The organism is Enterococcus sp. C53 (assembly GCF_040887425.1).
Classification (GTDB): Bacteria; Bacillota; Bacilli; order Lactobacillales; family Enterococcaceae; genus Enterococcus_B; species Enterococcus_B hirae.
In genome coordinates, this window is sequence record NZ_JBFOFT010000004.1 from 63,365 (window position 1) to 87,879 (window position 24,515).

General features: G+C 37.7%; 22 protein-coding genes, 1 other RNA gene and 1 pseudogene. 20 read left to right on the forward strand and 4 right to left on the reverse strand.

Annotated features, from left to right (window positions below):
- The first annotated feature begins 37 nt into the window (after positions 1-37).
- The 9 genes from AB3I42_RS06900 to nth all read left to right on the forward strand — a co-directional run bounded on the left by AB3I42_RS06900 (position 38) and on the right by nth (position 8,019).
- A complete protein-coding gene (locus AB3I42_RS06900; RefSeq protein ID WP_034866634.1) occupies positions 38-907 on the forward strand; it encodes a glucosaminidase domain-containing protein in 870 nt (289 codons plus the stop codon).
- 136 nt (positions 908-1,043) lie between these two features.
- Positions 1,044-1,970: a cysteine synthase A gene (gene cysK / locus AB3I42_RS06905; protein WP_010719255.1), complete on the forward strand. Its 927-nt coding sequence runs from the start codon at positions 1,044-1,046 to the stop codon at positions 1,968-1,970.
- A gap of 164 nt (positions 1,971-2,134) precedes the next feature.
- Entirely contained in the window at positions 2,135-2,575 is a 441-nt protein-coding gene (locus AB3I42_RS06910; RefSeq protein ID WP_081125679.1) for a Fur family transcriptional regulator, read from the forward strand.
- A 286-nt stretch (positions 2,576-2,861) separates the two neighbouring features.
- Entirely contained in the window at positions 2,862-4,214 is a 1,353-nt protein-coding gene (locus AB3I42_RS06915) for an NADH oxidase (protein WP_010737508.1), read from the forward strand.
- Between the two features lie 355 nt (positions 4,215-4,569).
- Entirely contained in the window at positions 4,570-4,728 is a 159-nt protein-coding gene (locus tag AB3I42_RS06920; RefSeq protein ID WP_010719252.1) for a hypothetical protein, read from the forward strand.
- 89 nt (positions 4,729-4,817) lie between these two features.
- Positions 4,818-5,825 (forward strand): hypothetical protein, encoded by a 1,008-nt coding sequence (locus tag AB3I42_RS06925; protein WP_368022399.1) that lies wholly within the window; start codon positions 4,818-4,820, stop codon positions 5,823-5,825.
- A 314-nt stretch (positions 5,826-6,139) separates the two neighbouring features.
- Entirely contained in the window at positions 6,140-6,427 is a 288-nt protein-coding gene (locus AB3I42_RS06930) for a DUF5960 family protein (RefSeq protein ID WP_014834686.1), read from the forward strand.
- Between the two features lie 226 nt (positions 6,428-6,653).
- Positions 6,654-7,355: a DnaD domain protein gene (locus tag AB3I42_RS06935; protein WP_181914521.1), complete on the forward strand. Its 702-nt coding sequence runs from the start codon at positions 6,654-6,656 to the stop codon at positions 7,353-7,355.
- Position 7,356: 1 nt separating this feature from the next.
- Positions 7,357-8,019 carry an endonuclease III gene (gene nth / locus AB3I42_RS06940; RefSeq protein WP_010737512.1) on the forward strand — a complete coding sequence of 221 codons (663 nt, stop codon included), beginning with the start codon at positions 7,357-7,359 and terminating at the stop codon, positions 8,017-8,019.
- Between the two features lie 45 nt (positions 8,020-8,064).
- Here nth and AB3I42_RS06945 read toward each other — a convergent pair whose 3' ends face one another.
- Together AB3I42_RS06945 and recU are read right to left on the reverse strand one after the other, a co-directional pair.
- On the reverse strand, positions 8,065-10,446 hold the full coding sequence (locus AB3I42_RS06945) for a PBP1A family penicillin-binding protein (protein ID WP_081122797.1): 2,382 nt from the start codon (positions 10,444-10,446) through the stop codon (positions 8,065-8,067).
- Positions 10,436-11,083, reverse strand: coding sequence for a Holliday junction resolvase RecU (gene recU / locus AB3I42_RS06950; RefSeq protein ID WP_010737514.1), 648 nt, complete (start codon positions 11,081-11,083; stop codon positions 10,436-10,438). Before recU ends, AB3I42_RS06945 begins: the two co-directional genes overlap by 11 nt.
- A 62-nt stretch (positions 11,084-11,145) precedes the next feature.
- On the opposite strand from recU, the gene AB3I42_RS06955 reads away from it, so the two are divergent.
- The 9 genes and pseudogenes from AB3I42_RS06955 to AB3I42_RS06995 all read left to right on the forward strand — a co-directional run bounded on the left by AB3I42_RS06955 (position 11,146) and on the right by AB3I42_RS06995 (position 20,809).
- Positions 11,146-11,685: a DUF1273 domain-containing protein gene (locus tag AB3I42_RS06955; protein WP_010737515.1), complete on the forward strand. Its 540-nt coding sequence runs from the start codon at positions 11,146-11,148 to the stop codon at positions 11,683-11,685.
- Positions 11,686-11,775: 90 nt separating this feature from the next.
- Positions 11,776-12,189, forward strand: coding sequence for a cell division regulator GpsB (gene gpsB, locus AB3I42_RS06960; RefSeq protein WP_010719243.1), 414 nt, complete (start codon positions 11,776-11,778; stop codon positions 12,187-12,189).
- 18 nt (positions 12,190-12,207) lie between these two features.
- Positions 12,208-12,578: RNase P RNA component class B (gene rnpB / locus AB3I42_RS06965), an RNA gene on the forward strand.
- Between the two features lie 238 nt (positions 12,579-12,816).
- Positions 12,817-13,980, forward strand: coding sequence for a class I SAM-dependent RNA methyltransferase (locus AB3I42_RS06970; protein WP_010737516.1), 1,164 nt, complete (start codon positions 12,817-12,819; stop codon positions 13,978-13,980).
- 30 nt (positions 13,981-14,010) lie between these two features.
- Entirely contained in the window at positions 14,011-15,534 is a 1,524-nt protein-coding gene (locus tag AB3I42_RS06975) for a carboxypeptidase M32 (protein ID WP_368022400.1), read from the forward strand.
- A complete protein-coding gene (locus AB3I42_RS06980) occupies positions 15,535-16,218 on the forward strand; it encodes an HD domain-containing protein (RefSeq protein WP_010737518.1) in 684 nt (227 codons plus the stop codon). It abuts the gene before it with no gap.
- An 851-nt stretch (positions 16,219-17,069) separates the two neighbouring features.
- Positions 17,070-18,259, forward strand: a pseudogene (locus AB3I42_RS06985) (glycine C-acetyltransferase).
- 177 nt (positions 18,260-18,436) lie between these two features.
- Positions 18,437-19,390 carry an L-threonine 3-dehydrogenase gene (locus tag AB3I42_RS06990; RefSeq protein ID WP_368022401.1) on the forward strand — a complete coding sequence of 318 codons (954 nt, stop codon included), beginning with the start codon at positions 18,437-18,439 and terminating at the stop codon, positions 19,388-19,390.
- 66 nt (positions 19,391-19,456) lie between these two features.
- Complete coding sequence (locus AB3I42_RS06995) at positions 19,457-20,809, forward strand: APC family permease (RefSeq protein WP_081201292.1); 1,353 nt, start codon at positions 19,457-19,459, stop codon at positions 20,807-20,809.
- A 92-nt stretch (positions 20,810-20,901) separates the two neighbouring features.
- On the opposite strand, the gene AB3I42_RS07000 is transcribed toward AB3I42_RS06995, so the two are convergent.
- On the reverse strand, positions 20,902-21,228 hold the full coding sequence (locus tag AB3I42_RS07000) for a hypothetical protein (RefSeq protein WP_010719236.1): 327 nt from the start codon (positions 21,226-21,228) through the stop codon (positions 20,902-20,904).
- Positions 21,229-21,359: 131 nt separating this feature from the next.
- On the opposite strand from AB3I42_RS07000, the gene AB3I42_RS07005 reads away from it, so the two are divergent.
- Complete coding sequence (locus tag AB3I42_RS07005; protein ID WP_010737522.1) at positions 21,360-22,505, forward strand: VanZ family protein; 1,146 nt, start codon at positions 21,360-21,362, stop codon at positions 22,503-22,505.
- 100 nt (positions 22,506-22,605) lie between these two features.
- Positions 22,606-23,955, forward strand: coding sequence for a DEAD/DEAH box helicase (locus tag AB3I42_RS07010; RefSeq protein WP_010737523.1), 1,350 nt, complete (start codon positions 22,606-22,608; stop codon positions 23,953-23,955).
- A 119-nt stretch (positions 23,956-24,074) separates the two neighbouring features.
- Here the strand turns inward: AB3I42_RS07010 and AB3I42_RS07015 are convergent, their stop codons facing one another.
- A complete protein-coding gene (locus AB3I42_RS07015) occupies positions 24,075-24,506 on the reverse strand; it encodes a GNAT family N-acetyltransferase (RefSeq protein ID WP_010719233.1) in 432 nt (143 codons plus the stop codon).
- Positions 24,507-24,515 lie beyond the last annotated feature (9 nt).

Genomic DNA, 24,515 nt, shown 5'->3' on the forward strand with positions numbered 1-24,515 from the left:
TATCAAGAGTTTTTTATTTTTTTGAGGAGGAATTCGAATGCAAGAGCTGAAAACCCGCAGTGCCCGACACCAAAAGAATAAAAGAACCATGGTGATCAATAAAAAAGCGATTGCTCCTTTGATGGGGACAACTCTTTTAGTGGGGCCAATGATGGTTACAGCAGCACCGCAAAATGTACGAGCAGATGAGCAGGTCACACAAACGACTGCAGATCCACAAGCTTTCATCAATCAAATCGGTTGGGCAGCTTCTGAAGTGGCTGCAAACAATGATTTATATGCATCGGTCATGATTGCCCAAGCTTTATTAGAAAGTGCTTATGGCACATCTAGCCTGGCAAGTGCGCCAAACTATAATTTATTCGGAGTTAAAGGAAGTTATAGTGGTCAAGTCGTTTATATGGCTACAAAGGAATATCTTAATGGACAATGGGTCACGATGAATGAACCTTTCCGTAAATATTCTTCTTATTGGGAATCTCTGCAAGATCATGCCAACGTTTTGCGTTCAACTAGTTTTTCAATTGGAGACTATCATTATGCTGGTGTCTGGAAAAGTAATACCACGAGTTTTTACGATGCGACAGCATATCTAACTGGTCGTTATGCAACAGATCCGGGTTACGGAGCAAAATTGAACTCATTGATTAATACGTATAATTTAACCCGATTTGATACACCTTCGTCCGGTACAACAACGACAACGACAAGTACAAGTACTACAACCACGACTACTACGTCAACTACCTCTTCAACAAGCGGCAGCCAGACTTATAAAGTGGTTTCAGGTGATACTTTGTGGGATATCGCACAGAAATTTGGTTTGTCAGTTGATGACTTAATGGCTAAAAATGGGATGACGATGTCTAACTATTCCTTATTAGTCGGACAAGAAATAAACGTTTAGTTAAATTAAGAGATAAAAACGGGAAAGGCTCTTCGCAGCTTTCCTGTTTTTTTACGTTGAAAAGGCGAATTATTCGCCAGAAGTTTCTTAGTTGTATTATCATTGAATAGAAGAAAATATTAAGGAGGAACTTAAAATGACACAAATTTATCATTCGATTACAGAATTGATTGGTCAGACACCGATCGTTAAGCTTAATCATTTGGTTCCAGAAGATTCAGCGGAAGTTTATGTGAAATTGGAATTTTTTAATCCTGGTGGTAGCGTAAAAGACCGGATTGCATTAAGTATGATTGAAAAAGCAGAACGGGATGGCCTTCTTAAGCCAGGAGACACAATCATCGAACCGACTTCAGGAAATACAGGGATCGGATTAGCCATGGTTGGGGTAGCTAAAGGGTATAAAGTGATCATCGTGATGCCAGAAACGATGAGTATCGAACGACGCTTGTTGATGAAAGGTTATGGTGCTGAATTACTGCTCACGCCAGGTAAGGATGGAATCAGTGGCTCAATCAAAGAAGCGAAACGTTTAGCAGCGGAAAATGACTACTTCTTACCACTTCAGTTTGAAAATCCAGCAAATCCTTCTATCCATGAGAAAACAACTGGACATGAGATTCAAGAGGCGTTTGGTGTGAATGGGTTAGATGCTTTTGTAGCAGGGATTGGCACTGGAGGAACGATTTCTGGTGCTGGTAAAGAGTTGAAGCGAGTCTATCCAGCAATTGAAATCATTGGAGTTGAACCAGCCGAATCAGCGATTTTAGAAGGGAAAGAAGCAGGACCACATAAAATTCAAGGAATTGGGACAGGGTTTGTGCCAGATACTTTGGATACGAGCGTCTATGATCGGGTAGTTTCTGTAACAGGGGATCAAGCGTTAGCCACTGCTAGAGAAGTTGGAAAAAAAGAAGGAATCTTAGTAGGCATTTCATCAGGCGCAGCGATTGCTGCTGCTTTGGCAGAAGCGAAAGTGTTAGGTAAAGGGAAAAAAGTCTTAGCGGTTGTCCCAGATAACGGAGAACGTTATTTGTCAACAGCGCTTTATCAAGAAATGTAAAGAATTCTTACCACAACATTTAGACGTAATTAAGGAGATTTTTTCCTTAATTGCGTCTTTTTTCGCAATATTATGATTAATTTGAAATTTCTTTTCATGAAAAGTAGATTTTAAAAACTAAAAATAGTATGATAGGACGAGAATAACAACGCGGGGTGTTAAAAATGGAGAATAAACTATTAGTTGAAGAAACAATCGAAAAATTGAAAAAGGAAAATATACGGATCACACCTCAGAGGTATGCAGTTTTAGAGTATCTGATTGAACATCATTCACATCCGACTGCTGACGAAATTTATCGTGCTCTGGAAGATCGTTTTCCGAATATGAGTGTGGCAACAGTTTATAACAATTTAAGTTTGTTTACTTCAATTGGCTTTGTACAAGAGATGAAATTTGGGGATTCATCTAGTCGATTCGATTTTAGTTCAAAACGTCACTATCATGTGATATGCGAAAATTGTGGAAAGATCGTCGATTTTCATTATCCTGATTTAGCGGATATCGAAATGGCAGCTGGTCGATTGACGAACTTTGAGATCAATGAGCATCGTTTGGAATTATATGGTCGCTGTCCTGAGTGTCAAAAAGAACAAGCGATTTAGTTTGCTGAAAGTATTGATAAAAATATGAAAAAATAAAAAATTAGTCAGTTTGATAAACAAATCACTGACTTTTTTTTATTTTTTTCTCTTTCATTCACAAAGGTTATAGTGTATGTTTTTGTTTTCACAAGTAAATCGTGGATTAATCAGCAATTGCGCAGGAGAATGAACAGAAAACAACAAGGTTGAATTTGTGAATTCACAAGCATTAAACTGTTGTATCCGTTTTATTTTTGCTATATTTAAACTTGTCGAAGGACAAATCGTTAATCGGAGGGATTCACATATGAAAGTTGTAGTAATTGGCTGCACGCATGCGGGTACAGCAGCTGTTAAAAGTATCTTAAAAAATCACCCAGAAGCGGATGTTACTGTGTACGAGCGAAATGATAATATTTCCTTTTTATCATGTGGGATCGCATTATACGTGGGTGGTGTAGTAAAAGACCCAGCCGGTTTATTCTATTCTAATCCTGAAGAACTACATTCTTTAGGTGCAACTGTAAAAATGGAACATGATGTAACTGACGTGGATACTGAAAAGAAAACTGTGACAGCCAAAGATCTAAAAACTGGTGAAGTTGAAACAGTTTCTTATGATAAATTGGTAATGACTACTGGCTCTTGGCCAATCATTCCGCCAATCAAAGGAATTGAATCAAAAAATATTTTGTTATGTAAAAACTATAACCAAGCAAATGAAATTATTGCACAAGCAGAAGATGCCAAACGGGTGGTTATCGTAGGTGGCGGTTATATCGGTATCGAATTAGTCGAAGCTTTTGTTGAATCTGGTAAACAAGTTACATTGATTGATGGTTTAGATCGTATTTTAAATAAATATCTTGATAAACCATTCACAGATGTATTAGAAAAAGAACTTGTCGACCGTGGAGTTACTCTAGCATTAGGTGAAAATGTTTCTGAGTTTATTGCGGATGAAGAGGGTAAAGTGAAACAAGTAGCAACTGCTAAAGAAACTTTTGACGCGGACATGGTCATCTTATGTGTTGGTTTTAGACCAAATACGACATTAGTTGATGGAAAAGTTGATACGTTACCTAATGGAGCCATCAAAGTTAATGAATACATGCAAACAAGCGATCCAGATATCTTTGCTGCAGGGGATTCTGCTGTAGTAAGTTATAACCCAAGTGGTACCCAAAATTATATTCCTTTGGCAACTAACGCAGTTCGTCAAGGATTGTTAGTAGGAAATAACTTGACTGAACATAAAATGGCGTATCGTGGAACGCAAGGAACGTCTGGACTTTACCTATTTGGTTGGACGATTGGTTCAACAGGGGTGACAAAAGAGAGCGCACCTATGAATAATTTAGAAGTCCAAGCAACGGTCTTTGAAGACAATTATCGTCCAGAATTCATGCCAACAAATGAAAAAGTGATGATGGAATTGGTTTATGAAAAAGGGACAAACCGCATTGTCGGTGCCCAATTCATGTCGAAATATGATATCACTCAATCAGCAAATACGATGTCACTGGCTGTTCAAAATAAAATGACCGTTGAAGATCTAGCGCTATCTGATTTCTTCTTCCAACCTCATTTTGACCGTCCATGGAACTACTTGAACCTATTGGCACAAGCTGCATTGGGCGAAATCGAAACTGCGCAATAAGCAATCAGCGAATGGTTGAACATTGTTTATTCGCTTTATAGCTATCAACGAGAGGTTGAGACAAAAGTGTTCAGCATCAAGAAATAAGAAGGAATTTCCGAAAATTGCTTCTCAAATTTTTGGTAAATTTCGGTTTATTTCCGAAGATGCTACTTTTGTCTCACCGTTTATTCGTTTTTTAGAGATACTAGAAGAGACTGAGACAACTTTTGTCCCAGTCCCTCTTTTTTTACGTAAAGGTATCAACGGGTATTATCGAAACAAAAGAATCTTTTTTTCTAAAAATAAGAAAAAGAGATTCTTTTGTTTCTTTTTTATATGATAAAATTCAACTATTCTAATCAGGAGTGATGTTATGAACTTGTTTGAACGATCTTATATGTTGTTGGCACTCGCTTATGGGTTGGCTGATGCAGGAGATTTTAAAGCAGTCGGTGAAGAAGGAAAAAAAATTATCAATTGTTATTCTCAACTTTTATTAAAATGCTTGAAAATGATGAACAGGAAGCATTGATTGACCGAGAGAAAAAACCAGCAATCATTGATTCCTTGAAAAGAACGATTAAATTTTATGAAATGAAAAATCCCAAAGAGTTACAGCAAATGATGGAAAACATGAAAAAAGATGATCCAACAGATTTTATAATTTTTCCAGCATATATCACTAAAAAAATTCAAGATCATGTATTTGGATTAATCCTTTATAGAAAAGAAGGACATTATTTAGTAGCGATGATTGATAAATTGGAAGATACGAACAGTGATCGTCCATCAGGTGTATTCACAACGATTCTTCCAGAAAAATTAAGTACTTTAAGTAAAATCATTTTCCAGACAAAATTTGAACATCACAAAGATAGTCGTTGCAATACAGCAAAAGTTATTCAGCAATTAGGCGAAGAAAAAATAGACCCTACATACCTCAACCTTAGTATGAGGGGATATAATGGAATGGCAAATTGTACGGTTAAAGAACTTTTTGGGACTTTTAGAGTCGTTCTCTACAACAGTCAGAAATCTATTTTTCAAGAGACAATAGCTACTGGGTTAAAAAAACTACCAGTAGAATTAAAAAGTAGAACAATTAAGCCAAAGGTAGGAAATACCAGAGATAATCGTAAGATGTTACTTGAAGCTTTTATAAAAGAAGCGAGATTTAATAAAAAACAAGTCAGTGCGTTGACTCATCTATATAACGTTTATTTAGAGCTTAAAGAACAACGAGAAAAAAGAATTGCTGAAAACCCCTATTATTTTTTGGAATACTCTCAGGGAGAATTTACAGCAAGTTTTACCAATAGTATAATCAACGACTCAAGTTCGCCGCTTACTTTCAAAAAAAGTCAATCGTTTGATAATTTTAAGGTGTTCACCTCGTCAAAAAGGCAATTACCAAACTTGGGGGAGATTTTAAAAGGAATACTTGATGAAGAAAATATCCATAAGAATCTTCATCATTTAACAAGAAATGCTAGTATAAATGCTAGTGTGAAAAATGAATTACATACAAGAAAACAACTGACATCAGATGATAAAAATCTGAGCGTCAACAATAACAAAAAAAACGATTGTATTGATTATTACAGTAAAATGGATGTCAAATCCAAGTGAAAGTATATAGATAGTCAAGTCTATCAATTGAATGAAATAATTTGAAAAATTACTGTTTTCTATAGTTAAGAAATAGCGTCTTTTTAATATGCCTAGGTTTGTAAGGGGATAAGTGAGGAAGTAGTTTGAAAAAATTTAGGTCTAAATAAGCACATAGATAACAAAGTAGACAAAATTTAATATTATTTTGAGATAAAGTATTCTTTTAATTCTTAGACATAAAAGCTATAAGTTGTCTTTCAATTCGTTTTCTGACAAAATAAATAGAGGATGATGCAGATCATGTCAAACTATAATGAGGGAGCGATCAAATGATGGAAAAAGAATACTTTGTACAACAAGCAGCATTTCTGGATGATTATAAAAAAGAAGCAAAAGATGAAACGATCAATGTCGATCAATTAGCTGATCAAGTAATCAACCAATTGAATGAAACACAAGAGGATTATTATCTAATGAGTGGGGAAGTAGCGAAAGATGGCAATTCCCATCGTTTCCCATTCAGTCGTCGCGTTTATTCAGATGAAAACGATGGAACAATCAATACGGAGTATACTTATGAAGGAGAACCTTACGTCTTGCAAACGGAAGAAGATAAATAAGCAGTTCTCTAATCATTTAAAAAAAGTTCAGGTTTTTCAATCGACTGATGATTGGGAAACCTGGCTTTTTTGCGACGGCACATGTTCCTTGATAGAGCGAATAGCTTATTTATTCCGAAAAGTGAAAAAGTGAAACAAAAAATAAAAAACATATAGAAGTAAAGGAAAGCTACCTTGCCTCGAACAAGCTTTTTCCGTATACTGGATTTGAAGTGAGGGAAAAATCATGTTGAACTTAGAAAATTACTTAAAAGCGGGACAAACAACGATATCGAACTTGTTGTTAAAAAATTATCATCGTATCGGATTACAAGCAGAAGAGTTTTTATTTATTTTGCAATTGCAAAGGGCGCAACTTGAAGGAAACTTTTTCCCAGATTTACACTCGATTGCGTTGGATATGGGTGTCAAACAAGAGCGTATCTATCAAATTTTAAATCACTTGATCAGTAATGGGTTTATTAAAATTGAAACAGCAACAATTGATGGTAAGCAAGCTGATCGTTACAATCTATATCCTATATATGAAATTTTAGGGAATTTTTTGGAAAGTCAAAATCAAAAACAAGCTGATTTAAGTCAAGAAAAAATGGTGCAGTCTGTTTATCAGTTATTTGAACAGGAATTTGGTCGCCCATTGTCAGCCATCGAATTTCAACGGATCGGTCAATGGTTAGAAGAAGATCATTATCAACCGGAAATTCTGAAACTTGCTTTACGTGAGGCTGTTTTGAATCAAGCGTATAGTTTTAACTATGTGGATCGAATCTTGTTGTCTTGGGAACGTAAAAATTTAAAGACGAAGCAACAAGTAGAAGAAGATCAAAAAAGACGAAAACAACAAATGTTACAAAAAGAAGTGGAAACCACTAACGCACAACCAGAAGCCTTGCCAAAAGTTACGTTGAAAAATTGGCTGGAGGAATAATATGTTAAGTAAACAAAAAACAATGGAAGCCTTGACAAAAATGTACGACATGTTCCCAGAAGCACATGGTGAATTAAAACATCGAAACCCTTATGAACTGTTGATTGCTGTCATACTCAGTGCTCAAGCAACCGATGTCTCAGTTAATAAAGCGACCCCAGCTCTTTTTGAAGCTTTTCCAACTCCTGAAAAGCTGGCTGCGGCTCCGATTGATGACATTATCCCTAAGATCAAAACGATTGGTCTTTACCGCAATAAAGCAAAAAATATCAAAGCATGTGCCCAACAATTGATGGATCGCTTTTCAGGTCAAGTTCCTCAAACTAGAGAAGAATTGATTTCTCTTCCGGGAGTTGGACGAAAGACAGCGAATGTCGTTTTAGGTGATGCTTTTGGTATACCAGCAATTGCTGTGGATACTCATGTCGAGAGAGTAACAAAACGTTTAAGGATTTGTAAGTTGAATGCCTCGGTGTTGGAAGTAGAAGAAACGCTGATGCGCAAAGTACCAAAAGAATTATGGGTCAAGACTCACCACACTTTAATATTTTTTGGTCGTTATCATTGCACGGCAAGAAGTCCACGGTGTGAAGTTTGCCCCTTGTTAGACATGTGTCAAGATGGAAAAAACAGAATGAAAGAAAAAACATTGAACGTAAAATAAAAGATAAAAAAAGGAAGTTGAGGTTTTTCTCAACTTCCTTTTTTGTTATGTGCCAGAAGACGTTGAACGACTAGAGGACTGTCCGGACTGTGCATTGTTCTCCGGAGGTGTTTGCGCTGGTGGTGTCGTGGATGACTCAGGAGTTGCCGAAGATGAAGAGCTTTGACTACTGCTGCTATTTTCTGGCGTTTCAGCTGAACTACTTGAATCATTTTTGTCACTTGAACTATCTACCGATGTCGAAGATTCGGCAGATGACTCAGTTGTTGAAGTTTCTGTCGATTCCGACGAAGAAGATACCGGTGTCGAACTTTCAGGTACCAGTGTCACTGATGAAGATGGCACCGTTGTTGAAGGGATCGTCGTACTTGGTGTTTTCTTGAGTTGATCGGTAAAGTATAATTCACCGCCAGATCTTACCAGTCCGCTAGGCATTTGCCAATCGCTATTTGTGACGCTGGATGATACATATTTCATTAATTCTCGATAAACATCAGAAGCAACATGAGACGAAGCAGAGGTGACAGGTGTCATTTTGTTGTTATAACCGGTCCATACTGAGATGGCGTAGTTTGGTGTATAACCAGCAAATAAAATATCAGGATACACACCGCTAGAAGTTCCTAATTTTGCGTACTCATCATCCGTATAGTTGGAAGTCCCGGTTTTTCCAGCTTGGTATAATCCAGGAATCAACGCATTCGTCCCAGTTCCTTTTGTTAATGTATCTTTTAAAATATCTGTGACCATATAGGCTGTTTCTGGAGACATAGCTGTATTACCATCGGGATCGAACGTTTCTTCTGTGCCGTCTTGGAAGACGATCTTATTGACATATTGTGGTTTATAATACGTTCCTCCATTAGCGAAAGCAGCATAGGCAGCCGCCATTTTCAAGGAAGAAGCGCCATATTTTGTGCCGTCTTGTTTTTCTGTGTTACTTGAAATCGCATTTGATTGATGGATCGTACTATATTCAATTCCAAGATCTTTTAAAAAGGTGCTAACTTTATCTGCGCCGACTTCATTGAACAATTTGACAGCTGGAACGTTTCTGGAAAGATACAAGGCTTGTCTTAAGGTGATCGTCCCCATAAAACGGTTATCCCAGTTGCCTACTGGTGTTGAGGTTCCTTCATAGTTATAAGGAGCATCACTGATCGTTTTTCCTGTAGAGTATTTTAGATATTCAAAAGCTGGGCCATAATCTGTGACTGGTTTCATTGTCGAACCGAAGTCACGAGAAGTATTAACAGCTAAGTTCATACCTAGTGTGACATCTTCTGCAATATGGCGACCGCCAATTTGTGCTTTTACTTGACCAGTATTGACATCGATCAACGTAGAAGCAACTTGCATTTCATCATCTGGATAGTTGACATAGTCATCAGTGTTGACAATATCATAAAGATGTTTTTGTGCGTCTAGATCTAAGTTAGTATAGATATCCAATCCATCAGTAAATACATTTTTATCCGTTTTTTCTTGAACTTCATTGATGACTTCTTTGACATAATTATCAACGATTTTTGAATTATCATCTTCTTTTTTCATCTCTTGAAGACCATCATCGATTGGTGTATTCACTGCAGCATCATATTCTGATTGAGAGATTTTCTTGTTTTGTAACATGGTATATAAAACAGTATCTCGCCGTTTTTTGGCTTGTTCTGGATATTGGTATGGGTCATAGGCAGAAGGCGCTTGTGGCATTCCAGCTAACAAAGCAGTCTGTGGTAATGAAAGTTCTGGTAATCTTTTACCAAAATAATTTTCTGCTGCCGTTTCCATTCCGTATAATCCGTTGGACATATAGACTTTGTTCACATAGTAAGTCAATATTTCTTGTTTTGATTTTTGTTGTTCTAATTTTACAGCTAACCAAGCTTCTTGTGCTTTTCGTTTCAAGGTTTGATCTGAAGCGTTGGTAGAGAAGTAGGAGAGCTTAATCAATTGTTGGGTCAATGTACTACCACCTTGAAGTCCGCCAGAAGTAAAGTTAGAAAGTGCAGAGCCGACGATCCGAACTGGGTCGATCCCGATATGTTTATAGAAACGTCGATCTTCAACAGAAACGATGGCGTTTTCTAACGTTTTCGGCAATTCGTTTGCGGTAATCTTTTCTCTTTTTTCTGCTCCTAAATCTTCAAATAATTCGCCATTTTGTGTGTAAAGTTTAGAAGAAACAGTCGCATCTAATGCAGTGTCCATTAATTTTGGAGCATCTTTTGCATAAAACCAAAATAATCCGACACCGGCTAGGAAAGCGATACAAATCAAAGAAAATAAAATCAAGATGATACGGATGAAAAGCCCACGCTTCTTATGCCCGGAACCTTTGCCAGAAGTTTTATTTCTTGTTTGACTCGTCTTTTTAGAAGAAGAGGGACTGTTTCGTCTGGAAGTTCTTGTTTGCTCATTTGCCATTCTTGCGATCTCCTTCGATAGTTAATGTTGATAAGTATTGATCTACCGCTTTTAGATAAGGGATACGTGGCGAAAAACCTGTTTGGATCTCGATCCCTATTTTTTCGATCAATGAAAGCGGAAGCGACTTTTTCCCCTGATCCTTTTGCGCATGCCAATAATCGATCAGATAAGTACTATCTAAATAAAAGCAACGCTTCAACGTAGAAAACCATAATAGGACAAAACAAATTCCTTGTTGCTTTAGACAAGCTTCCATATGGTCAATTTGATGCGCATGGAAATTTTTGAAGGGAAAAGATGTCTTATTCTTTGTTTCTTTCGCTTCAAAATCCAAATAGAAACCTCGATATACACCGTTATAATCTGTTGTGGAGGCCTGTGAGAAATAAGCTTCCTTAATAACAGCGGCGCTACGTCGAGGATAATCTACTTTAACAATTTGAATGGGGGTTGGTTTTTTATGGATAACAGCTACTTGGTGCGCTAAGTAATACTGGTTACTTTCGTTAATTGCTTCTTCAAAACGCATCCCTCGATTGCCAAATTCAATGGCTGATTCTCTTTTTTCTTGAACTTTTTCCTTTAAAGAGGCATTCTTATGATAGGGTTGGCCGTTTGGATAGCGTAAAACCATTTTAATCACACTCCTAGCCAACATTATAGCAAAAAAGAATCAAGAAAGAAAAGGAAACTCAAATGGACCGATTAAAAGTGATGTATATTTCCGGTTATCGAAGTTTTGAACTTGGGGTTTTTAAGGAAAATGACCCTAAAATAACGGTTATTAAAAAAGTCTTAAAAAAAGAGATACAGCAATTAGTCGAAGAAGGACTTGAATGGGTTCTTACTAGTGGAAACTTGGGTATAGAAACATGGGTCACGGAAGTAGTTGCTGAATTAAAGCAGGAATACCCTGAGTTAAAGTTGGGGATCATCTATCCATTCAAAGAGTTTGGAAATAATTGGAATGAGAATAATCAAGAAAAGTTAAGAATGACAGAACAGTTAGCAGACTATGTTGAAGCAGTTAGCCATCAAGCCTATCAGTCGCCTAGCCAATTAAGAAACCACACGCGTTTTTTACTTGACCATACCGATGGCTGTCTACTGATTTATGATCCTGAGTTTCCAGGGAAAACCCAGTATTTTCTGAAAGAGGCGCAAACCTATCAACAGGATCATTCTTATGAAATTCGGCTAGTCAGTATGGATGATTTACAAAATTTCAGTGAATAATTCAGATAGTGTTTGATTTATCAAGTTATTTCCGATACAATGATATAGGTAGAAACTGTTATTATGTAAATGAAAACTAGAGGTGTAAATATGGCGGAATTGGTTTATAGTCCTAAAGACATTTTACAACAAGAATTCAAAACAAAGATGCGTGGCTATGATCCCATCGAAGTGGATGAATTCTTAGACAATATCATCAAAGATTATGAAACTTACAGCAAAAAACTCCTTGCTTTACAAGAAGAAAATGATAAATTAAGTGCCAAAGTAGCACAATTATCAAAAACACAAGGAGCAGCACAAACGCGTGTTCAACAAGTTGAAACACCGAAAAGTGCAGCAGTCACAAATTTCGATATCTTGAAACGTTTGTCAAATCTTGAACGTGAAGTATTTGGAAAAAAATTGGATCAACAATCATCAACAGTGAATGTTTCCCAACCTAACCCAAACAACTACACAAATGCAAGTGACGATGATAACGAAAAGACACGTCAATTCTAAGATTGATGATACATTGCGGTTTTTGGGTAATCGCGGTCTGACATGATCAGGCTGAGGAAAGTCCATGCTCGCACAGGCTGTGATGCCTGTAGTGTTCGTGCTTAGCGAAACAATAAGCTAAGGTGCTCTATTAGAGTAACGGCAGGAAAACAAGCTAAGGTTTTTAACTATGCTTAAGTATCCTTGAAAGTGCCACAGTGACGAAGCGGATAGGGAAACTTATTCGGTGGAACGCGGTAAACCCCTCGAGCGAGCAACCCAAACAATGGTAGGGGCGCTTTTTGTTGGGAATTAAGAACGAGACAAAAAGGCAGGTTAACTGCAGATAGATGGTTACCACATTGCTTTTTCTCCCTGGAAAAGTAGTGTACAGAACATGGCTTACAGAAAACCGCAATATAACAGGGAATACCTTCCAACCATGTTGTGAAGGTTTTTTTTAACATTAGAGTGTCACCACCGATTTATACCATTCAATAAATGGCTTGTTTGTTCAGGAACACAAAAATGAACGAGTGAAGAATGGCAATTTAGAGACAAGTATGAAAAGAATACTGATTCATTTTTCGGTTTGATTTTACAAAAAGCTGGACGACCACGTTCAGCTTTTCTTATAAGGAGATAAGTATGGATACGACTAGAGAATTTAATCTTGTGGCAACGGCTGCAAGTGGGTTAGAAGCCCTTGTTGGAAAAGAACTACGTGACTTAGGCATTGATTGTCAAGTTGAAAATGGACGGGCACGTTTCAAAGGAACGATGGAAACGATCGCTACAGCAAATTTATGGTTACGAACAGCTGACAGGGTAAAAATCGTTGTTGGGGAATTTGATGCGTTTACCTTTGATGAACTATTTGAGAAAGTTAAAGCATTACCTTGGGAAGACTTTCTACCTTTAGATGCTGAATTTCCGGTTGCAGGAAAATCAATCAAGTCTAAGCTTTATAGTACACCTGATTGTCAGGCGATCACTAAAAAAGCGATCGTTGAACGATTGCGTAAGTATTATCACCGTCCGGCATCTGTTCCATTAACGGAGACAGGCGCACATTTTCAATTAGAAGTCGCTTTACTAAAAGATCATGTCATGATCACACTAGATACAACTGGTCCTAGTTTGTTCAAACGGGGATATCGTTTGGAAAAAGGTGGCGCACCGTTGAAAGAAAACATGGCAGCCGCTTTAGTGATGTTGACAAATTGGCGAAAAGATCGTCCGTTTTATGATCCAGTGTGTGGTTCTGGTACGATCTGCATCGAAGCTGCCTTGATTGGACACAACATTGCACCAGGATTTAATCGTGAATTTGCTTGTGAATCATGGGATTGGTTTAGTAAAGATGTTATGGAAAATGTTCGAGCATTGGCAGAAGAGCAAGCAGATTATGATATTGAACTCGATATCACAGGTTCTGATATCAATGGGCGGATGATCGAAATTGCTAAAGCGAATGCGGAAGAAATTGGCTTAGGCTCTTCAATCACGTTTAAACAACAAGCAGTCAAAGATTTCAAAACGGATAAAGAATACGGCGTAATCGTCGCGAATCCGCCTTATGGAGAGCGTTTAGGTGAAGAAGAAACGGTTCGTCGCTTGTATGAAGAAATGGGCGATGTTTTCCGTCCATTAAAGACATGGAGTAAATACATTTTGACAAGTGACCTTACTTTTGAAGAGTATTATGGGCAAAAAGCTACTAAAAAACGTAAACTGTATAACGGAGCTTTACGGACTGATCTCTTCCAATACTGGGGAACGCGTCCACCAAGAAAAGACAAAACGATTTAAAATTATATGGGATGGATGGAGGAATAAATGATGAATGAAAAAGAATTGATGAAAGAACTAAAAGAAATCAATCTCTTGCAACAAACCTTGGGCATTTTAGATTGGGATATCCAAACGGGTATGCCAGAAAAAGCGAGTGAGGATCGTAGTGAAGTCAATAGTTATCTTTATAGTCTTTATTTCTCAAAGAAAATTGGACCTAAGATCAAAGAAGCCATCCAATATTTTTCTGAACATCCCAATGAATTATCTGAAACGGGAAAAATCGTGTTCGAGAAGGTCAAAGAAGACTACGAACTTGAATATAAAGTTCCTGAAGAATTGATGACGGCATTGACAGCAGCAACTTCTACCGCACAGGTGCAATGGCAGCAATCTCGTGAAACGAAAAATTTTGCGGATTTTCAAGAAGCATTGACTAAAAATATTGAGTTAACAAAACAGTTGATCCCCTATTGGAAAAAAGACGAAGCAACTGATTATGATGTGTTACTCAACCAATATGAACCAGGAATGTCTGTTGAAATCTTAGATCGTGTTTTCCAACAAGTAAAAGAAGGAATCATGGAAATTAGAAAAACCTTAGCAGAAAAAGGGCATGAACCAGATACCTCTTTTCTTTCTCGAAAAATGACTAAAGCCCAACAAAAAAGGTTTGTCACAGGCGTGATTGAACAGTTAGGTTATGATTTCTCAAGAGGACGTTTAGATGACACAATCCATCCTTTTATGATCGGGATCAATCATAATGATGCACGTATTACGACTCGTTGGAATGAACATGACTTTAAAATGGCAGTCTTTGGCGTGATCCATGAAGCTGGTCATGGAATGTATGAGCAAGATATTGACGAAAAATTTGCTTATACTCCGATTTACCAAGGTACTTCGATGGGCATCCACGAATCTCAATCACTGTTCAATGAGATCATCATTGGTAGCAATCGAAGTTTCTGGGAAAAACAATATCCATTTTTCCAACAATGTGCAGAAGGAACATTCGATGATATTTCATTTACTGACTTTTATCGCTCGCTGAAACAAACCCAAGCAAGCTTGATTCGAATTGAAGCAGATAGTTTAACCTATCCATTGCATATCATTATTCGTTATGAAATTGAGAAAATGATTTTCAATGAAGGCGTGGACGTGGCTCAGTTACCAACTATTTGGAATCAAAAGTATGAAGAATATCTAGGAGTACGACCTTCGAATGATTTAGAAGGAATCTTGCAAGATGTCCACTGGTCAGGAGCTAGTTTTGGTTACTTCCCATCTTATGCTTTAGGATATATGTATGCTGCGCAACTGCTTCACGCATTAGAAAAAGAGCTTTCGATCGATGAAGTGTTAGCATCCGATGATTATCGACCAATCAAAGAATGGATGAAAAAAAAGATCCATCAATATGGTGCATCTAGAAAACCAACGCAATTGATTCAGGATGCAACCGGTGAGGTGCTAAATCCGCAATATTTGATCGATTACATGAAAAAAATCTATTTTTCGGTCTATCAAGTAGCTGAATTCAGTAGCGAGAAAGAAGGAAAATAAATGGAGAAACTGCAGGAAATTGCTGATTACAGTTTCAAGCAATTAGCAATGGATCAAACTGGACACGGGATAGATCATACGGTAAGAGTCGTTAAATTAGCAGAGAAAATTTTAGCAACTGAACCGCAAGCTGATCCATTGATTACCCTTGCTTCTGCTTATTTGCATGATACGATCGATGATAAAGTAGTAGCCGATGAAACGAAAGCAAAAGCAGAGTTACATCAATTTTTGCAACGTTTAGAGCTATCAGATGCAACCATTGAATCAATCTTTTTGATTATTGAAAACCTGTCTTTTTCAAAAGGGTTGTCAGGTGAAGAAATGGCATTACCTATTGAAGGAAAAATTGTTCAAGATGCAGATCGTCTTGAAGCCTTAGGAGCAATTGGTATTTTGCGTACGGCTTATTTTGGTGGTGGACATGGTCATCCCATTTTTGATGAAAGTCGGCAACCAATCACTTATCAAAATAAAAAAGATTATCGCAAAGGGTCCACTGTGATCAATCATTTTTACGAAAAATTGTTCTTATTACCAGATAGGATGAACACCCCATATGGTATAAAGGAAGCAAAACGACGAGAAGCCTTTATGCGGGAATTTATTGATGAATTCTTCAATGAATGGTCAGTAGGAGACCCTGATTTTACTCCCGAAAGCTGGTTGGCAACAGGAGGTTGAGACAAAAGTGTTAAGCATCAAGAAATAAGAAGGAATTTCCGAAAATTGACAAGAAACACAAAAACTCGTTTTTGATGTTGATTGTTACCTACTTGGTGCTTCTCAAATTTTTGGTAAATTTCGGCAAGTTTTCCGAAGATGCTACTTTTGTCTCACCGTGAACAAGAGGTCGTGAAAAGAGTGCCTTGACCTGAGCGCTCACCAAGTAAAAACTGCGACGAGTAATCGCAGGAACATTAAGGATGAAAATCTCGAAACAGCTCCCCATGTTTTGAGATTTTTTGACTTATCGCCGAAGGTCAGCTCTTTGAACACCGTTTATTCGATTTTAGAGAGACCAGAAGAGACTGAGGCAAGGTTTGTCTCAGTCTCTTCTTGTGGTCATGAGTAGTAACTGACGACCATAGGGAACGTTTTTTTTGTTGGGAGAAAGACTTCTTAAAATAGCTACAGGTAAGCGCCTTGGACCAAGTAATATATAGCTAGAGAAGCAAACATTAAAAGAATTTAATATACAAATAGAATATTCGTTTTTTTATTTCATAACAAAAAACAAGAATAACTAATGGCGGAAAATTCAGAATATATGGAATATTTATTGGAAAGTTTATTAAGTTAAGGGTTGATATTAGCTAGAGGTGATCCTCTTAAAAATAACGACAGTTACTAAAATAAGTAAAAAAATATTTCGTTAGTGGAGTACCGATTGATTTGTTATGTAAGAAAATACTCAGTTAAATAACTCTCATAATTTGTGTAAGCGCTATCAGAAAAGGTATACTTATAAACAGGAATGAAAGGCTGCATATTCGTTCCTCAACCTTGAAGGTTAGAAAAATGGGGGTGGAGACATGTCTTCTGAAGTATTGTCAACTTATTTAGAACAGGAACTGGCTTTATTGAAGGAAAAGGGACTATACAACATGATTGATATCCTTGAAGGTGCAAATGGTGCGATCATTGAGGTAGCAGGGAAAAATTTGATCAATCTAGCATCGAATAATTATTTGGGGTTTGCTGATCGAGTGGAGCTGAAACAAGCGTGTATCGACGCAACGAATCGCTATGGTGTCGGCGCAGGTGCTGTCCGAACAATTAATGGCACATTGCGTATCCATCAAGAATTAGAGAATAAAATTGCAGAATTTAAAGGTACAGAAGCAGCGATTGCTTTTCAATCAGGCTTCAATTGTAATATGGGAGCTATTTCAGCCATTATGACTAAGGAGGATGCGATCTTATCAGATGAATTGAATCATGCTTCGATCATCGATGGATGTCGCCTCTCTGGTGCCAAAATCATTCGTGTTAAGCATCAAGATATGAACGATCTAGAAGAAAAAGCAAAAGAAGCGGTAAATATTGGGAAATATAACAAAATCATGTATATCACAGACGGTGTTTTTTCAATGGATGGCGATGTAGCTAATTTACCCGATATGATCCCAATTGCCGAAAAATACGGGTTGATTACTTATGTGGATGATGCCCACGGTTCTGGAGTGATGGGAAAAGGAGCCGGCACAGTGAAGCATTTTGGTCTCCAACAGAAAATTGACATGCAAATGGGTACATTGTCTAAAGCAATCGGTGTCGTTGGTGGCTATGTCGCAGGATCTAAATCGTTGATCGACTGGTTAAAATCACGAGGACGTCCTTTCTTGTTTTCAACATCACTTACACCAGGTGCTGCTGGCGCTGCTCTAGCATCGATTCAACTGATGCAAGATCATCCAGAATTAGTCGAAAAAGTTTGGGAAAATGCCATTTATTTCAAAGAAAAACTGAAAAAATCGGGTATGACATCGGCGTGTCGGAAACACCAATCACTCCAGTGATACTTGGCGATGAGAGTCTAACACAACAATTTTCTAAAAAGTTGATTGAAAATGGACTATATGTGAAACCAATCGTTTATCCAACCGTACCATTGGGAACAGGTCGTGTTCGTAATATGCCAACTGCAGCTCATACCAAAGAAATGCTCGATCATGCTGTAGCGATTTACCAAAAAGTCGGAAATGAAATGGGCATCATTTGATTTAGTAGAAACGATCTCGCCTGAAATCTAAGAGAAAGACGATCATAGGATAGAGCGTTTCGGTTGTGTTTCTGTGAAAATCGAAGAATCACCTTTTTTATATTTTGCTCGTCAATGGAATGTAGGTAGCATTTATTTTTAATAGATAGTGAAAATGAACTAAAAAGGAGTGTTTGTATGAAAAAAGTATTAGTTACTGGCTGCCTTGGACAAATCGGATCGGAATTAGTTTTACGTTTAAGGGAAGATTTGGGTAATGAAAATGTTGTCGCAACGGATATTCGTATGACTGAAAAGCTAGAAGATGGTGAACTATTTGAAATTTTAGACGTCATGGATAACGAAAAAATGCGAGCGTTAGTCGAAAAATATCAAGTAGATACTTTGATTCATTTAGCAGCGCTTTTATCAGCTGTCGCTGAAGCAAAACCAAAGTTCGCTTGGGACCTCAATATGGTTGGGTTAGTCAATGCGCTGGAAGTCGCAAGAGAATTTAAGTTAAAATTCTTCACGCCAAGTTCAATCGGCGCTTTTGGACCTAATACACCAAAAGATGAGACTCCTCAAGATACACTCCAACGACCAACAACAATGTATGGCGTGACAAAAGTCGCAGGCGAGCTTTTGTGTGACTACTATTATACAAAGTATGGCGTAGATACACGAGGTGTACGCTTCCCTGGATTGATTTCTTATAAAACTTTACCTGGGGGTGGGACGACGGACTATGCAGTGGATATTTATTATTCAGCTATCAAAGAAGGAAAATACGCGTGCTTTATTGATCGTGGTACAGCTATGGACATGATGTACATGCCAGATGCCATTGAGGCGATTGTTCAGTTGATGAATGCTGATCCTAAAAATTTAGTTCATCGCAATGCATTCAATATCTCTGCAATGTCTTTTGAACCAGAAGAAATCAAAGCGTCAATCAAAAAAGTGTTTCCTGATTTTGAAATGGACTATGCAGTTGATCCAGTGCGACAATCGATCGCAGACTCTTGGCCAAATTCATTAGATATTAGTTGTGCGCAAAAAGAGTGGGGCTTTCAACCACGTTACGACCTAGATAAAATGACTCAAGATATGTTGTCCAAGTTGCAAGAGAAATTGACAGCAACAGTCTAATTACTGTAGTTTATCGTAAACTTCCGATCGAGTGGTGGGGAGTTTACGATAAAGGGAGGATAAGCGATGGAACGTAACCAAGTATCGGTTGAAAAAAACAAAGTCGAACTAAAGCGAACGATGGGCTTTTTTACTGCTTTATCGACTGTGATGGGAACAGTGATTGGAGCGGGAGTATTCTTTAAAGCAGCGAGTGTCGCAGAAGTTACAGGATCAGTTAGTTTACATATGCTTTCTTGGTTTTTGGGAGGTATCATCTCCGTCTGTGCAGGTTTAACTGGTGCAGAACTTGCCGCAGCAATCCCCGAAACAGGCGGTATGGTCAAATATATCGAACGAACCTATGGACAGACGGCTGCTTTTTTGTTAGGTTGGGCACAAGTTGTGATTTACTTTCCTGCAAATGTAGCGGCATTATCAATTATCTTTGGGACACAATTTGTGAACTTATTTGCCTTAGAACAGCAATGGATTGTCCCCATCGCTATTATAGCCGCTGTGACGATCATGCTGATCAATTTTTTAGGATCAAAAGTTGGTGGAACTTTTCAATCCATTACCTTAATCTGTAAATTGATCCCACTGGCAGTCATCGTCTTGTTTGGCTTATTTCGCAGTGGTGGAGTAGAGTTTCAGCTGTTTCCCATAGAATCAGGAAAAGATCTGCCATTGTTTTCAGCATTAGGTGCGGGCTTGTTAGCGACAATGTTTGCTTATGATGGTTGGATTCACGTTGGAAACATTGCAGGAGAATTAAAAAAACCGCCAAAAGATTTACCGAAAGCCATTTCTATAGGAATCATCGGGATTATGGTTGTTTATTTATTCGTTAATACCGTCTTTTTAAAAACAGCTTCGATTGGAGGAATCAGTGGCAACAGTAATGCTGCTAGCGAAGTGGCTACCATGATTTTTGGTGGCGTAGGTGGGAAACTTGTAACTGTCGGGATTTTGATTTCAGTCTATGGAACAATCAATGGCTATACACTTACTGGGATGCGCCTGCCCTATGTGATGGCCCAAGAAAAACGGTTACCTTTCAGTCACCACTTAGGAAAATTGAACGATCGAACGAAGATTCCAGTGGTTGCTGGTGTTTTGGAACTAGGGATTGCGATCGGTATGATGATGGTCGGTGGATTTGATATGCTGACGGATATGCTTGTTTTTGTGATTTGGATTTTTTATACGATGGTATTTGTAGGTGTAATTATATTGAGAAATACAGTTCCAAAACTTGAAAGGCCTTATAAAGTTCCGTTATACCCAATCATTCCGCTAATCGCCATTCTTGGTGGTGCTTTTATCGTGGTTAGTACGTTACTGACACAAACACTTTTAGCATTTAGCGGAATCGCTTTGACATTAGTCGGAATCCCTGTTTATTTATATTTGAAAAATAAATATCCTGTAGTTTAACATATAAATGATAGTTAAACGTGCATTCTGTTGTAGCGTGTCAAGTTAAGCAATGCTAACTTTACCAACCAGCTACAAGAGAATGCACGTTTTTATCCTGTTTTTTTTCTTAACTGTTTTAGCCGGCGCCAAGCACGAAAAAGGTTTAATAAGACGAGAAAACCAGCAACAGTAATGGGAATCCAAATCAAGTAGATCGGATAACCTAATTGATCTGATAAAGATCGAGAGGAAGCTTGCTCCATTTCAAGTAGTGCTTGTTGCCATGTCTGTAAGTTGAACACGAGCATGAAACTAGCAATAATTAACAAGATAAATCCAAGATAGCGGATGGTCGTTTTTTTACGTATATACGCAAAAATGAGATAGAGAATCAATAAAAAAGCGGGTACCCCAAACACAAAATAAATATTAAGCACGCTAATCGCCTCCTTTTGTTAATGATACTTCAATTAATATAAATTTAAAAATAATTACCCCATAACTTGCATAGTTTACAAGAGTACTGATAAGATGAAACCGTTAGTTAAGATGAAAAAGGGGGATGTTTATGGCTAGTTATATTGAACCGATTCGCTTTGCACTTATTGTTTTTCCATTTTTGGCATTAGCGATTTCTTCGTTTTTTTTCATTTATGAATATCGAAAGTATGGAACGTTTATTTTTTCGAGAGCGGTTATCTTATATTCGTTTGTTTTTTATTTGTTATGTGCTTATTTTTTGATCATTTTACCGTTGCCTTCAAAGGAAGCCGTTGCTCAAATGACCGGACCTAAAATGGAATTACATTTATTTGCATCATGGGTCCATTTCCGAGAAAATACCGTCTTGGTTTTATCTGATCCAAGTACGTATTTACCAGCGATGCGACAAAGCGTTTTTTTAGAACCGGTATTTAATGTTTTGCTTTTATTACCTTTCGGGATCTATTTAAGATATTATTTTCGATTATCTTTTGTGAAAACCATCATTGCAAGTTTTTGTCTTTCCTTATTTTTTGAATTGACACAGTTAAGTGGGTTGTATTTTATTTATCCTCGACCTTATCGGCTATTTGATGTCAATGACTTATTGACGAATACGATCGGAGGAACGTTAGGGTACATTATGACACCAATCTTTACCTTCATGTTGCCTACGAGAGCAAGAATGGATGAAGTGTCATACGAAAAAGGGAAAACAGTTTCTCTAACGAGACGATTAGTTGCCTATTTCATTGATTGGGCTTTCTTATCGGTTTTATCCGTGCTGATTGCTGTGACTCTTCAATTGTCTTTGAAAATAGGTGATATCACTTCAAGTAGTTGGTGGGTATTTTTAGAAGTCTTGCTTTATTTCATGGTCATACCATATGTAACAAACGGTCTCACTTTAGGTAAAAAAATCGTACGCATTCGTGTGGTTTCGGATAACGGAAAACGACTTTCTTTTAAAGCACTGTTTATCCGTTATGGGTATCTTTACTTTTTATTTTATGGGTTAGCTTGGCTTAGTCAGACGATCCAACATATCACTGACCATACGACAGGTGTATTACAGGTAAGCGGGATTTTTATTGTGTTGGGTGTTGCATTTGCACAGTTTATCTTCATGCTGAATCTTTTCTTGTCATTCCTTCGTAAGAAAAGAGTGCTGTTCTATGAAAAAGCCAGTCAAACACATACGATTAGTACCATTCAACCAAAAGGGAACTAGTGGATCGTGAGCGACTTTGAAAAGGATCAAGCAAATTGTTTGAGGATGTGGTATAATGCGAAAGTCGTGTAAAAAAGAAAGAGAAGAGGTGCTTACTTAAATGAGTAATTTTGAACAATTTCATTTTAAACCATATATAAATGAGGCGTTAGCAGAAAAAGGTTTTGCTCAACCAACTGAAGTACAAGAGCGTTTGATTCCTTTGATCGCTAAAGGAAAAAATATCATTGGTCAATCACAAACTGGTTCGGGCAAAACGCATACATTTTTATTGCCTTTATTTCAAAAAATCAATGCGGAAAAAGCCGAAGTACAAGTAGTAATCACTGCACCAAGTCGTGAACTAGCTACTCAAATTTATGATGCTGCTAGTCAGATCGCTAAATTTTCCGATCCAGAGATCCGAGTGACGAATTTTGTAGGTGGAACGGATAAGCAACGCCAATTGAGCCGCTTGAAACATCAACAACCACAGATCGTAGTGGGAACGCCAGGTAGAATCTTGGATATGATGAATGAACAAGCATTAAAAATCCATACAGCATTTGCATTTGTTGTAGATGAAGCAGATATGACACTGGACATGGGCTTCTTGCATGAAGTGGATCAAATTGCTAGTCGCTTGCCTGAAAAACTGCAATTTTTAGTTTTCTCAGCGACGATTCCTGAAAAATTACGACCATTTTTACGTAAATACATGGAAAATCCAATCATTGAAGAAATCAAACCGAAAGCAGTTATTTCAGAAGATATCGAGAATTGGCTGATCTCTACTAAAGGGAAAGATAAAAATCGAATGATTTACCAATTGTTAACGATTGGTCATCCTTATCTAGCAATTGTCTTCGCGAATACGAAGCAACACGTAGATGAAATTGCTGATTACTTGAAAAGCCAAGGCTTAAAAGTAGCTAAAATCCATGGAGATATCACTCCAAGAGAACGAAAACGGGTGATGCGCCAAGTTCAAAACTTAGAATATCAATACGTGGTTGCGACAGATCTAGCGGCACGTGGCATCGATATTGAAGGGGTTTCTCATGTGATCAATGCAGAAATTCCTGAAGACCTTGACTTCTTTATCCATCGAGTAGGTCGGACTGGACGTAATGGTTTAAAAGGAACTGCGATCACTTTGTACTCACCAAGTGATGACCAAACGATTGACAGTATTGAAAAAATTGGTGTCACATTTGAACCGATGGAAATCAAAAATGATGAAATCATCAAGACTTATGACCGCAATCGTCGGACGAAACGGGAAAAATCCAAAGATACACTGGATCCTACATTGATCGGCTTAGTGAAAAAGAAAAAGAAAAAAATCAAACCTGGATATAAAAAGAAAATCGATTGGGCAATTGCTGAAAAGAACAAAAAAGACCGTAAAATCGAACGCAGACAACAAACTAGAACTGCAAGAAAAAATAAGAAAAACTCCAATAAGTAAGTCAATGACCAGACCCTTTAAAAGAGACGTCATGACTTCACGCTCAAAGACCAAAGGATTGCATTCCTTTGGTCTGTTTTTAAGTGTTCATTTAGCAGATAATCTAGTGATAATAGATCTTAAATCAATTCTTTTTGCATCCCTACGCAGGTAATCCCATCCTCGATAAAAGGATCTGTACAAGTCTCGTAACCTTGTTGCTGATAGAAACTAAGGGCAGTCATTTCTGCTACTAGGTAACTTGATAGCAAGCCTTCTTTTTTCGCTTTCTGTTCAGCTAAGGACAACAGCTGACGACCGAAACCTTGTTGGCGATAATTTTTGGCGACGCAAAAACGATCGGGGTTAAGACAAGTGGACGATTTTTTTTGATAACGTAATGTTGCAATTGGAACATTGTTTTCCATTAACAGAAAGTAGTTATCAGAAGTGTCCGTTTCGTCAAATTCTAATTCTGGCAAAATGCCTTGTTCCAGAACAAATACCTGATAACGAAGATAAAAACTCGCCCCTCTGATCCAGGACTTGTTTCCAAAATAAACTTGCATCATCGATTCTCC